The sequence below is a fragment of the Staphylococcus lloydii genome, from assembly GCF_015775975.1.
Lineage (GTDB): Bacteria > Bacillota > Bacilli > Staphylococcales > Staphylococcaceae > Staphylococcus > Staphylococcus lloydii.
In genome coordinates this window covers 129,094-142,106 of the sequence record NZ_CP064056.1, presented here as the reverse complement: position 1 = coordinate 142,106, position 13,013 = coordinate 129,094, and the positions used below count along the sequence as shown (strand labels likewise).

Here is a 13,013-nt window from a genome sequence, read left to right as displayed (position 1 = left end):
ATTGATCTTGAGTTAATTATAAAATGAAAGCGATTTCCATAGTGTGATTTTAATGTGACTTACGACACGTTGGAGCTGAAATGCATTAATTGAAATGTGACTATCAAGATAATCCCATCATCTGTTTAAACGTCTTCATATACGAACGGCTAACTTGGAATTTTAATTGGTTGGTCATTGTAAGTTGATATGTGTAATTAAACCAATGCTCAATTGTTTGTATATGTGCTTTATTAATTAAAGTCGCCCGATGAATACGCATAAATTTTTCTGTTTCAATTTTCTTCTCGTAATGACTCAACGGTTCTGACGTTTCAAAATCTCCAAGTGTTGTATTGATGGTAGTAATGCCATTATTCACCGAAAATGCAATAATATCATTTAAATTAATGATATGAATGCGTTCATCTACCTCTATAGGTAAAACTTTTCTTGCTCTAGCATCTTCATGACTACTTTCACTACTTATTGAAGCTGTTAAATCAATATCATTATCTTGTTCGCTAGTGTGACCCATGGCAAGCTCCACTTTATGAACTGCCTGCGCAATACGTTGTTGTTCAAAGGGCTTAAGAATATAATCAATGGCATCTAATTCAAAAGCTTTAACAGCAAATGTATCATGTGCTGTCGCAAAAACGATAAAAGGCGCGTGTTTCATTTTCTTTATTTTATTTGCAAGGTCCAAGCCACTTTCATCCATCAAATTAATATCAAGAAATATAACATCGTAATCATCGTAAAGTAACAATTCTAATGTCTCAGAAACATTTTCAGCTTCATCAATTTTGTCAAAGTGACGAATTTGATTTAGTAAATAATGGAGTTCATTACGTGCTAAAGGTTCGTCATCTACAATTATTGATTTCAAATTTATTCCTCCTCTATATTATGATACGGAATTGTGCAACTCACAGTTGTACCGTGTTGATTAGATTGAATTTGAAGACTTGCATCATAACCAAACAATCCTTCTAATCTGTGATTTAAGTTTTCGAGTGCGCTACCAGTACCAGATTCCGAATAAACACTGGTTTTGCCAATTTTATCAAGTTTTTCAGTAGGAATGCCGTGGCCATTGTCAGTTACAGAAATAACTAAGCCAGTTTGAGCTTTGTGTGCTTTAACAATAATTTCGTTATTATATTTTCTGTTTTTAAAAGCATGTTTGATGGCATTCTCAACAAGTATTTGTATAGCAAAAGGTGGTACAAGAGCACCATAACAAGTTTCATCAATATCAAAAGATACATTAAAACGGTCTGGATAGCGTGCCTGCTCTAAAGATAGATAAGACTCAACTTGTTGCAGTTCCTTTTCTAAAGAAATGGTGTTGTTGCGCGCGCCTTGCAGATTTGATCGGAAAAATTGACTCAATTGTAAAAGTAATCCACGTGCTTTTTCACTATCAATGCGTACTAATGCTGAAATAGTATTAATTGCGTTAAAGAAGAAATGCGGATTAACTTGTGCTTGTAGTGATTTAATCTCGGCATCTCGAATTAATGCACTTTGCGCTTCCGCTTGGCCTAATTCAAGTTGACTGGAAAAGATTTCTGCAAGTCCCGTTGCTAACTGTTTGTCTGAAAAGTTCACATCATATTTGTTTGTAAAATATAATTTCAAAGTGCCTACTACATCATTTTTCACCCGTAAAGGTACAACAATAGCCGCTTCTAAAGGACAACCTGGATGATTACAACCGATGTCTTCGCTAGAATATGCTTCTTTTAAAGTGCCAGATTGAATGGCGCGTTTAGATAAATTAGTAATAATGGCTTTTTGAGCCACATGATGGTCGCTTGCTACGCCTACATGGGTCAAAATATCTTTACGATTAGTAATAGCAACTGCAGACACACGCATTAAATCAAGAATAATCTCAGCAGCTTTTTTCGCTGATTGCTCATTCAAACCAGAACGGAAATAAGGCAACGTTTGATTAGCAAGTTGTAATACATCATGCGTTTGTATCGCTCGTGTTTTTTCTTCTTGTTTAATTGTAGATAAAATAATAGATAAGAATATGGCAGTGCCGATAGAATTGATAGAAATCATTGGAATAGCTATGAGTTTAACTAATGTCCAAGCATGTTCCGTATTATTTGAAAAAGCGAGAATACACAGCATTTGAATAATTTCAGTAGTGCCTCCAATTAAAGCACCTTTTACAATCGTAGGATAACGGTTAGCACGCATGGCCTTATGACCAAAGTAACCAGAAACAATCGCTATTATAATAGAAGAAATTAAATAGATATATGCGTCTGCCCCACCAATGTAAACACGATAGATACCTGAAATTAAAGCAACCGCCATTGCTACAAACGGCCCACCGATAAGCCCAGAAACACCGATAGTCAATACACGTGTATTGGCTAAAGATGCATCAGGACCAAGATGGTTATAAACCGTGCCATTAATAATTTCATCACCACGTATTTGTATACCTGTGAAGTTTGAAATCATAGAAAAACAACCAAAAATAATAATTAATTGCCATTGTGAACGTCGCTTGTCACGCTCGTTCATCATTGTTTTAAAATGATTAATGTTCATTAAAATATAGGCAATCAGTATGATTAAGCCTACGCGTTCAAGTAGAAGTATAAATAAATTTAACATAACGTATCCTTATCATTTTTTTATAGAGCTATTTATATTAATAGCTAAAATATATTGAGCATATTCATTCTTAGACATATACATGAATAAATCATACTTATCATTATATCAAGAATTATCACGTATAATTGTATCGAATGTTGGCTTATCCGGAAAGGAATTTATATATAGAAGGAAGTGTGCGGGGAGCCTTAATAGAGGAACACGATATAACTCATGGATTTTAAAATAAGTAATAAAGTTATGGTGTGTTTTGTAAGTAGTTTTCAAATAAGATTTATCTATGTTAAATATTTCAAAAATAACAAAATAAACCTCACCATCTAAATCTAGATGGCGAGGCTAAAAGTTATATTAATAATTATATAAAACTAAATTCATGTTAATTATACTCATCTTCAATATCGCCAACTATTTCTTCAAGAATATTTTCTAATGTAATAATACCTTTGAATTCCGAAGCATCATAAACTGCAGCGATATGAATTTTTTTCTTCTTCATTTGTTCTAAAATATGTTTCAATGGTGTTTCCACTTTGATATTAACAATTGGATTAACAAAATCTTCTAGGGAAGTAGGCTGTTCCACGTTAAACAATGATTTAGAATGAATAAATCCTACTATTTCATTATTCTTCATTACGGGATATCTTGTAAAAGCATTTATTTTTATTTTTTGAATTGCTTCTTCAAAATGTGTGTTAATATCAAGCGTCTTTACATACGGTTTTTCAATCATTACATCTTTTGCGACTAAATTATCAAATTTGAAAGCTTGGTTAATATGATGAAGCTCACTCTCATTAATCTCGCCACCTTCGTGACTGTCACGAATTAATTGCTTTAACTCTTCTTCAGAGTGAAAGACTTCACTTTCTTTCGCAGGTTTCATACGGAACATCTTCAAAATAATGCGTGCTGCACCATTTAAAATATAGATAAATGGATACATCAGCCTATAGAAAAAGATGATTGGTTTGGCGAATAGCAATGTGGTAGCTTCTGCCTTTTGTATCGCGATTGTCTTCGGTGCCATTTCTCCAACTACTACATGTAAAAATGTCGCAATTACAAATGCACTAGCAATAGTAAATGGATATATCCAAGAATCAGGCACACCCACACTACTGAATAATGGATGAAGCATAAATTCAAATGTTGATTCACCCACCATACCAATACCTAACGCTGTGATAGTAATACCTAATTGACAAGCCGCTAAATATTCATCTAATTGATTAACCACTTTCTTAGCCGCCACAGCTTTATTATTTCCTGCTTTTGACAATTGATCGATTCTAGTTGCTCTAACTTTGACAATAGCAAATTCCGTCGCTACGAAAAATGCAGTCAGGACTAATAGTAATATAAAAGTAATAAGACTAAATAAGGTCCCCAATAAATTTCCTCCAAAATAAAATATTGTAGCTTAGCTACTATACTAATTATACCAAATTCGTTTAATGGTTCAAAATATAAAAAATTCTTGTTATTGATAATTTCAGCACTACATTATAGTTTACCTATCAACTTTTAAAAAACAGTGTTTATTTTATTTAAACTAATGATATAAAGGCTTTCATCATTTATATCTGCTCCCTTTAACTATGCAGCTATTTGAATTGTTAAGTAATAACGTCGTTCCCCATCAATTTATAAATAGGAAAAACACATTGTTCTTTATCAAAGTTATATTGAATAATTATTTATACTATTATTAAAGGAGGGTAACGTAACTTATAGATTTCAATTGGCATATTTAGGAGGAGTAAATTTGAAAAAATTATTATTTTTAATCGCGTTAGCATTGTTATTAAGTGCTTGTAGTACTAAAAAATCAACTAACGATGAAATTAAGAAAATCGAGAAAAAACATAACGCTAACCTAGGTATGTACGCACTTAACACTAAAAATGGTAAAGCATTGTCATTTAATAAAGATAAACGCTTTGCTTATGCTTCCACATTTAAAACTATAAGTAGTGCTATGCTACTTAAAAAAACACCTCACAACAAGTTAGATAAAAAAATTCACATCACTAAAGACGATATTGTTCCATATTCACCAGTGTTAGAAAAATATATTGGAAAAGACATAACATTACATAAGCTTATAGAAGCGAACATGCTATATAGCGATAACACAGCTAATAATAAAATTATTGACGAGTTGGGCGGCTATAAAAAAGTAAAAAATAGATTGAAAAATCTAGGTGATACAACAACACATCCATCAAGAAAAGAACCAAACTTAAATTTATATGCACCAAAAGATAAACGAGATACAAGCACGCCATTAGCCTATGGTAAAACTTTGAATAAACTTATTACCGATGGCAAACTTAGCAAAACGAACAAGGATTTCTTACTTGATTTAATGTTGAAAAATAAAAGTGGTGATACATTAATAAAAGATGGCGCGCCTTCAAACTTTAAAGTTAAAGATAAAAGTGGTCAAGCACTAACATACGGTTCAAGAAATGATGTTGCCTTTGTTTATCCAAAAGGACAAGATAAACCTATCATTTTAGTTATATTTACAAATAAAGATAAGAAAGATGCTAAACCTAACGATAAAACAGTAAGTGAAGTAGCTAAAGTTGTTTTAAAAAATATTAGTAAATAAAAAATAATGCCCAACACCTGAATGGTGTTGGGCTTATTTATAAATATTTAGGATGATTGGGTTTTATGAATCAAGCTATCGTCTACTTACGAAGTACTACGAATAGTTTGACTGGCTCGAGGACCCATCGTTTAGAAACTAGTCTTGCCCATTGATTCATAAGGCTAAACAACTAAAAGTGTCATTTCAACATATCCTTCAAAAATGTTTCACGTTAAACACTTAATACCTTTATTTTGACGCAATTCATATTACGAAAAGGGACCTGCGAGTTGTATTTATTTCAAAAATGAACCATTAAATATTATTAATCAAACTCATTTATGAGATGAATAAACTACAAATAAATGTCCAAATACATACTAAAATCAATAATCCAATACTGAAACGCATCGCCATTTTCATCAATTCCGATTCTTTACCTACTTTATTTACAGCTGCTGTAGCGATTGCTATAGATTGTGGTGATACAATCTTCGCTGTGACACCACCAGCAACGTTTGCTGCCACAAGTAATGATCCTTTTGTGCCAAGTTGTTCGGCAACAGATGCTTGAATAGGTGCAAACAGTGAATTATTATTTACGACTGATCCCGTCATAAATACACCAATCCAGCCTAGTAACGGAGATAATAATGGGAATACAGCACCAGTTTTAGATATGCCTTGTCCCATTGCGTTACTAAGTCCACCATATGTTGTGATTTTTGACACTGCTAAAATAAAGCAAATTGTTATCACTGAAATCCATAGTTCTTTAACCGTAAGGCCTAGTAAACGACCAGCCGTTTTAAAACTTATGTTTTTCGCAAGGATAATCGTAATCAATGCTGTAATTAAAATGGCTGTTCCTGTTTGCGCAAAGAAATTAAATGTTAGTTCGTTCGGTTGATGCGTAACGTTGTTCATCGTACCCGGCACATCAAAGTTCACAACGAGCGCACTTAAGGCACCACCTTTTTCAAATAACCCTTTAAATGCTGGTAAGCTCCAAATCATTACTACAATAGTTAAAATGATAAACGGACTCCATGCATAAGTGATGCTTCCAATAGAATGTTTAGGCGTAGTATCAGCTTTTTCATCTTTATTAAATCTGAAAATATTTTTAGGTTGCCATTTTCTAGAGAATAATGCTAATGCAATCATGGCTGCCAGACCCGGGATAATATCGGCTAATTCTGGGCCAGCAAAAGCAGCAATAAGCACTTGTAAAACTGTGAAAGTAACTGCCACAACTAAAGTAGCCGGGAATGTTTCTTTCACACCTTTAAAGCCATCCATGATGTACATTAATAAAAATGGTACAACAAAACTAATAAATCCTAACGTTAAGTTACCAATTAATGCTACTTGAGATGATGTTACATCACCTGATAAATTCAATGTGTCTACAATGGCGATGGGTATACCTACCGCGCCATATGCACCTGCTGCTGCATTAGCGACTAAACAATACATTGCAGCTTGCAATGGTTTGAAACCTAATTGTGTTAATAGAACCGCACAAATGGCAATAGGTACACCAAATCCTGCAGCACCTTCTAAAAATCCATTAAAGACAAAACCAATCAATAATAATTGAATACGTTGGTCTCGTGACACACTTGCAATACTGTCTTGGACAATACCAAATTGACCAGTCTCTGTAGCGATTTTATATAACCAAACCGCCATGATTACAATAAAGCCAATCGGTATGATGCCTTGATAGAAGCCTTCTAAAGTCGCACCACCTGCAATGCTTCCTGGTAATTTGAAAAATGCCATCGCAACAATAATTGTGACAACTAATGTAGTAATTGCGGCATATATACCTTTCATTTTAAATACAGTCAAACATAATAAAAATACTATGATTGGAATTGCGGCTACAATACTAGAAAGTAACAAATTATTAAATGGGTTAAAGCTTTCAACTAACATATATACTCGCTTCTCCTTTATTCAGCCTCTCTGATTTCATTGGCAATATCTTTATAGTCAATTTCAGTATTTGTAAATGCTTCATCATTAACTGCAAAATGTTGTTCGAACGTTTCAAAGTTCTGAATTTCCACAGTAACATCAGATACTTCAAAATCTAATACATGTCCACCGAAATTACGGTCATCATTAGCAAAATGTACGTGGAATCCTGCTGAACCAATACCATGGAACAATTCTGGCGTAAAGAAACCTACAATTGAGCCTCTAATATTTTCTTCTATTTGTTCAGGCTGTCTATTCGCTGAATTAATAAGTCTTGTATATGGTGGTTCTTGTCCTGGCATCATACGCACATGCATTTTTTTAAATGTACCTGAAATTTTAACGGCAGAGAATAAATTTTCGCTTAACATTTTTTCTTTAACTTCATCATAAACTTCTGATGAAGATTTATTACTCGTGCTATATGTTTTATCAGGTGTAAATTTTGATACAGTTGCATATGGAGATAGTTCGTCACCTTTTAATTCAACAAATTCTTTGTGTTCATTAGCATGATAAGCTTTACCATCAACGATGATTACTTCACCATCTGACCCTGTTAAAGTAGCAATACCAATGTCTCCATGTTTTAATAAATCATCGATTGAAGCAGTACCTTGTAAAAGGCCTGCCATCAATGAACCTAGTGTGCCGTGTTGATATAGTATGTTAGTCATAACTTCATTCACTCCTATTTTGAAAATTATTAATCATTTTTCCCGTGTGATTCCATATTAGTTAAATGCATCAGGTAACATATTTGTAGAAAGTTTAACGTTATCTTTGTAATTAACTGGGATATCAATCAATACTGGTCCTTCAGTTTCATATCCCTCTTTAATCGCCGCTTCTAATTCTTCTTGGTTTGTAACACGTAGTCCTTTAGCACCGAATGATTCAGCATATTTAACATAGTCTACTGAACCAAAGTCCACACCAGCACTACGTTCATATTTCATTTCTTCTTGGAATTCAACCATGTTATATTTACCATCATTCCAAATCAATTGGATGATATTTAAGTTTTTGCGCACTGCTGTTTCTAGATCTTGTGCAGAAAATAGGAAACCTCCATCACCTGCTACTGACACAACTTGTGTGTTCGGACGTACTAACGCAGCTGAAATGGCCCATGGTAATGCCACACCCAATGTTTGCATACCATTACTGAATAGTAAGTGTCTTGGATTATAACTTCTAAATTTGCGCGCCATCCAAATATAATGACTACCTACGTCTACAGTGACAGTTGTGTCATCTGTTAATACTTTTTGCATTGATTCAATAATTTCTAGTGGATGCAATACGCCATCTTCATGCGTTGCTTTAATACCAGTAGTTTCTATTATATGTTCTCTTAATGTTTCTAATTCATCTAAATGTTCTTGAGTGATAAATGGTTCGTTAACTTTTTCAGAAATAAGTTCAATTGTACCAGCAATATTTCCGATTAATTCTTTTGCTGGTTGCATATGATTTGTTATTTCAGCTTGAACTTCATCAACATTAATAATTTTTGTATCTAATTCTTTGTTCCAATTGCTCGCTTCGTATTCAATTGGATCATAACCAATCGTTACAACTAAATCACTTTTTCTTAGTAATTCGTCACCTACTTGGTTACGGAATAGACCGACACGACCAAAGAAATGACTTTCTAGTTCACGACTAATAACGCCCGCACCTTGGAATGTTTCCACTACAGGTAAGTTTGTTTTTTCAACTAATTTACGAATTGCTTTCGTTTCATCTGCGCTTGAACTTCTCATACCAGCTAATAATACTGGGAATTGTGCATTTTTAATCGCTTCAATCACTTCATTTACATCTTGTTCGCTTGGTACACCTAAATTAGGTCTTTGGCAAAGTGAAATTGCTTGTGACTCAACAGGTGAAGATATAACATCTTGTGGAATGCTGATAAAGCTTGCACCATTTTTACCTGAAGTTGCTGTTCTCATCGCATTAGTCATAACTTCAGACAATGACTCCGGATCTTGAACTTCTTCACTATATTTTGTTGAAGATTTTAATAATGCAGCATTATCAATACTTTGGTGAGTTAGACGTAGTAAATCGTTACGTTTAACTTGTCCACCTAACGCTAATACAGGATCTCCCTCTGAAGTTGCTGTTAAAAGTCCAGTAGTTAAATTACTTACCCCTGGGCCACTTGTAACTAAGGCAACACCTGGTTTACCTGTTAAACGACCAATACCTTGTGCCATCATTGCTGCGTTTTGTTCATGTCTAGTGACGATTAATTCTGGACCGTCATCTTCAAGTGCATTAAATAAATAGTCTATTTTAGCACCAGGGATACCAAATACGTAGTCCACCCCATTATTTTTTAAAGTATCAATTACCATATCTGCTGCAGTATATTGTTTGTCAGCCATTTTATATTCATTTCCTTTCGCCTGTTTAATTTATAAAATCATTGCAAGGTAAATAAATCATTAACTCTACAATTTATTAAAAATTCAAACGCAACTCGTTTTTATGAAAATTCCAACGTTATTGTTTTAAATTAGGCCTAAATAAAACTGATAACCATTGCTGGTAAATAACGATTTTTTTGCGCTGTAAATTGATTACAATGTAATTATAAAACGTGTAAACACATAAATAAAATACATGTTATCTATTTATCTCATAGAAAAAAGTAATGTTTCAGACAAGAAAGAGCCATCCTCATCATTAAGAGAGGATGGCTTACTTTTTAATATTCAATTATGAATGATTTGGATTTTTTTGCTTTAAGAATAATGTCAAAACAAACCCTATCACTGTGCATACAAGTAATATATAGAAACTATTATTAAATGCATGAACTACTTCTAAAGTACTCGATTTGCCCTTAGTTTGACTGGCAAAAAATGCAGTAATAAATGCGATTGCAAATGAATTCACTACTTGTAACATTTCATTGGATAATGGTGTCACTCTATTCATAACCTGTGGCGGCATAGACTTCAGCGCATGATTATTCACTTGCATATTAACCAAACCTTGTCCTAATCCTAAAATCAACAACCCAACTATAATATAAAAAGATGACGTATGTTCTTTCAATTGTGTAAACATCACAATACTTATGGTTGTTAGTAAAAAACCAGGTAGCGCTGCAGATTTAGTACCAAATTTATCAAATAGTTGGCCACCCACTGTCATACCTATAAAACTCGTTATAGCTTGGCTAACCATAATCATGCCAGCGGTTTGTGATGAGTAGTTTCCAATACTTTGTAAATACAGAGGAACTAACAACATCGAACTAAATATCGCTATTTGATTTAACCACATTAAAATTAATCCCTTAGTAAATTCAGGCGTTTTAAATCCTGTTAAATACAATAAAGGGTTTTTAGATTTAAGTTCAACGATTACGAATAAAGCCAACATAATTATTCCAAACATAAATGTAGTAATAATCTTAATATCAAATTGATAGTGAAGTGAATACTCATGTATTGCGTATATAATCACAGGAAACGTAAACGGTGAGATCAATCCCCCTAACCAATCGATACGTGCTGTTGGATTCGTTTCAAAATATGGCAGTAATGTCAGTGACATAATAACTGCAATAATGCCTATTGGAATATTAATATAAAATACAACATGCCAATCATAATGTTCAATAATCCACCCTGAAAGCGTTGGTCCCAATGCAGGTGCCAACAACATTGGTAACCCCAATATACTCATCATCTTTCCGCGATGTTCCATAGGAATCGTCTTAAATGACATAGCAATTCCAATTGGGCCAATGACTCCTCCTGCTAAACCTTGGATAATTCTATATAAAATTAATTGTTCGATACTAGTAGAAATAGCAATTAACAATGATGCAATAGTAAAAAATACTAAAGCTAATGAAAATATTCGTTTTGGTGAATATTTATCTGCCAGAAAACCAGCAAATGGAATGACCAATGCCATTGCGAGCGTATAAACCGTAACTGACCATTGGGCAGTGTTTAAAGCTATATGAAATGATGATTTAATATGTGGAATTGCTATATTCATAACTGTAGTATCCATCATGACAAGTAACATACCTATAGAAATTGTGAGTACAGACGGCAACACTTTACTTAATTTTAATTCAGCCATAATAATCTCCTTTTTGTAACGTTGTAACAAAATAAATGTAACACCGTTACAAAAAGCTGTCAACTTTATATCAATTACGATTTAACTTATATTCAGCTTTCAGTTAAAATAGAGATAATATGTACTTAGGAGTTGCTATAAATGAACAAAGAAGATAAAAAGGCTCAGATTATCGATATTTCCTGGGAATTATTGCAAAAAGAAGGTATAGATGGATTTTCTATGCGTAAATTATCAGCGGCCTCAAACACTACCATTTCTTCACTCTATCATTATTACAAAAATAAAGAGTCCATATTTCAAGCAATGATAGGTAAAGCACTGTCGGAAGTCGATTTTCCAATTAACGCCAATGATGTAGATGATAAATTAAAGCAATACGCTTACAGCATCTTAAGCACTTTAAAAAAATACCCAAACTTGGAATGGCTACTGCTTATTTATCCACCTACTGAAATTAATTACACCAAATTGCTAGACAACTTATTGATGATTGTAGATGGATTAGATATTAAACGTGAACAAAAATTTTATTTCGTAAATGTCTTTATAAACTTTATTCTTACATTTCAAATCGATCGTCAACTTCAACTCGACGATCAAGCCAAACAGAATCAACTCAATAAATCAAATTGGAGCAATTCAATTGCTCCTTATTTAAATTACTATTATCAAAATAATATATTCGAAAAATTAGGCGAAGAAGAACTCTTTGATTTCGGCATCGCTCTACTAATCAATGGCCTAAAAACTAAATAGCAAACTAATAAACCCCGTTAAATTGACAGTTACAAGTCAGTTTAACGGGGGTTTGCTATATGACTATGAGGAATAATTAACTACCTGAGCTATTTTGACATTTCTGGTTTGTAATATATAAGTTAAAGAAATGACGTATTAAATCAAGCAATACGTTTTTTAATTAATTTAAAAAATATATAGAAATGAGTTGCGAAATAAATTAATATAATAATATAAAGTAAATATTAAAAGAATGATGGTAATAAATTAATAAAATAATTTAAAGCAGGTGCTAAAAGACTGGGGGAGAATATATTAAAAGCGTCTTATCAAGTTTAGATGTTGTCTTATTAGTTGCAATTTTGGGAGTTGCAATTGTATTTGCACATGAGGGTTACATAGATTTAGAACTAAAAAATGAAACATCTTATCAGGGGAAATTGTAATACTATATAGTGATTTAATAACAAAGTCAGATACCAAAGACTTTAAATTAAACAAACCAAAACTTTTCTAAAATAGTCATTTTAAATACATCATTGGATATGAAGTATTAGACTCGTGCGCAATGGTTTTAAAACTTGGTATTACAGTTTTAATTTAATAGTTTTTAATAAATTAGGGAGTGGGAGTATGGAAATGGAATTTTACAACTATAAAAATGAAAAATTTTTATATTTGGATAATGAAGACCTAGTAAGTAATTCAGCACTAATTGAATCCATTTATAAAGATTATGAAACATTAGAAGGAGAAGTAAAAATTATTAATTCAGCACCATCATTATTTATCAATGGATATTTTGTATCGAAAGTAAAGAATGACATAACTAAACCACAAAAATTAAGTTTTTTACAAATTGATAACGGAAAAATAAGCGCTTATATAGAATAAAGCGACTTCAATAATTAAAATTATAAGGGGTTACTAA

At 32.7% G+C, this 13,013-nt stretch carries 10 protein-coding genes; 3 read left to right on the top strand and 7 right to left on the bottom strand.

Annotated features, from left to right (window positions below):
* Positions 1 to 103 precede the first annotated feature (103 nt).
* From ISP08_RS00630 to ISP08_RS00620, 3 genes are all read right to left on the bottom strand, one after another.
* Entirely contained in the window at positions 104 to 871 is a 768-nt protein-coding gene (locus tag ISP08_RS00630; RefSeq protein WP_195718959.1) for a response regulator transcription factor LytR, read from the bottom strand.
* 2 nt (positions 872 to 873) lie between these two features.
* On the bottom strand, positions 874 to 2,625 hold the full coding sequence (locus tag ISP08_RS00625) for a sensor histidine kinase (protein WP_195718958.1): 1,752 nt from the start codon (positions 2,623 to 2,625) through the stop codon (positions 874 to 876).
* A 382-nt stretch (positions 2,626 to 3,007) separates the two neighbouring features.
* Complete coding sequence (locus ISP08_RS00620; RefSeq protein ID WP_195718957.1) at positions 3,008 to 4,024, bottom strand: hemolysin family protein; 1,017 nt, start codon at positions 4,022 to 4,024, stop codon at positions 3,008 to 3,010.
* Between the two features lie 375 nt (positions 4,025 to 4,399).
* Here ISP08_RS00620 and bla point away from each other — a divergent pair, with 375 nt between their 5' ends.
* The gene (bla, locus tag ISP08_RS00615; RefSeq protein ID WP_195718956.1) at positions 4,400 to 5,251 is read left to right on the top strand and encodes a BlaZ-like penicillin-hydrolyzing class A beta-lactamase; all 852 of its coding nucleotides are present in this window, start codon (positions 4,400 to 4,402) and stop codon (positions 5,249 to 5,251) included.
* A gap of 321 nt (positions 5,252 to 5,572) precedes the next feature.
* Here the strand turns inward: bla and ISP08_RS00610 are convergent, their stop codons facing one another.
* From ISP08_RS00610 to ISP08_RS00595, 4 genes are all read right to left on the bottom strand, one after another.
* The gene (locus ISP08_RS00610) at positions 5,573 to 7,177 is read right to left on the bottom strand and encodes an L-lactate permease (protein WP_195718955.1); all 1,605 of its coding nucleotides are present in this window, start codon (positions 7,175 to 7,177) and stop codon (positions 5,573 to 5,575) included.
* A gap of 17 nt (positions 7,178 to 7,194) precedes the next feature.
* Positions 7,195 to 7,899 (bottom strand): acetolactate decarboxylase, encoded by a 705-nt coding sequence (gene budA / locus ISP08_RS00605; RefSeq protein WP_048792888.1) that lies wholly within the window; start codon positions 7,897 to 7,899, stop codon positions 7,195 to 7,197.
* Between the two features lie 57 nt (positions 7,900 to 7,956).
* Positions 7,957 to 9,621, bottom strand: coding sequence for an acetolactate synthase AlsS (alsS, locus tag ISP08_RS00600; protein ID WP_195718954.1), 1,665 nt, complete (start codon positions 9,619 to 9,621; stop codon positions 7,957 to 7,959).
* A 334-nt stretch (positions 9,622 to 9,955) separates the two neighbouring features.
* Positions 9,956 to 11,341, bottom strand: coding sequence for an MDR family MFS transporter (locus ISP08_RS00595; protein ID WP_195718953.1), 1,386 nt, complete (start codon positions 11,339 to 11,341; stop codon positions 9,956 to 9,958).
* Between the two features lie 141 nt (positions 11,342 to 11,482).
* Between ISP08_RS00595 and ISP08_RS00590 the strand changes: the two genes are divergently transcribed.
* Positions 11,483 to 12,100, top strand: a complete 618-nt coding sequence (locus ISP08_RS00590) for a TetR/AcrR family transcriptional regulator (protein WP_195718952.1) — start codon at positions 11,483 to 11,485, stop codon at positions 12,098 to 12,100.
* A gap of 615 nt (positions 12,101 to 12,715) precedes the next feature.
* Positions 12,716 to 12,976, top strand: a complete 261-nt coding sequence (locus tag ISP08_RS00585; RefSeq protein ID WP_195718951.1) for a hypothetical protein — start codon at positions 12,716 to 12,718, stop codon at positions 12,974 to 12,976.
* Positions 12,977 to 13,013 lie beyond the last annotated feature (37 nt).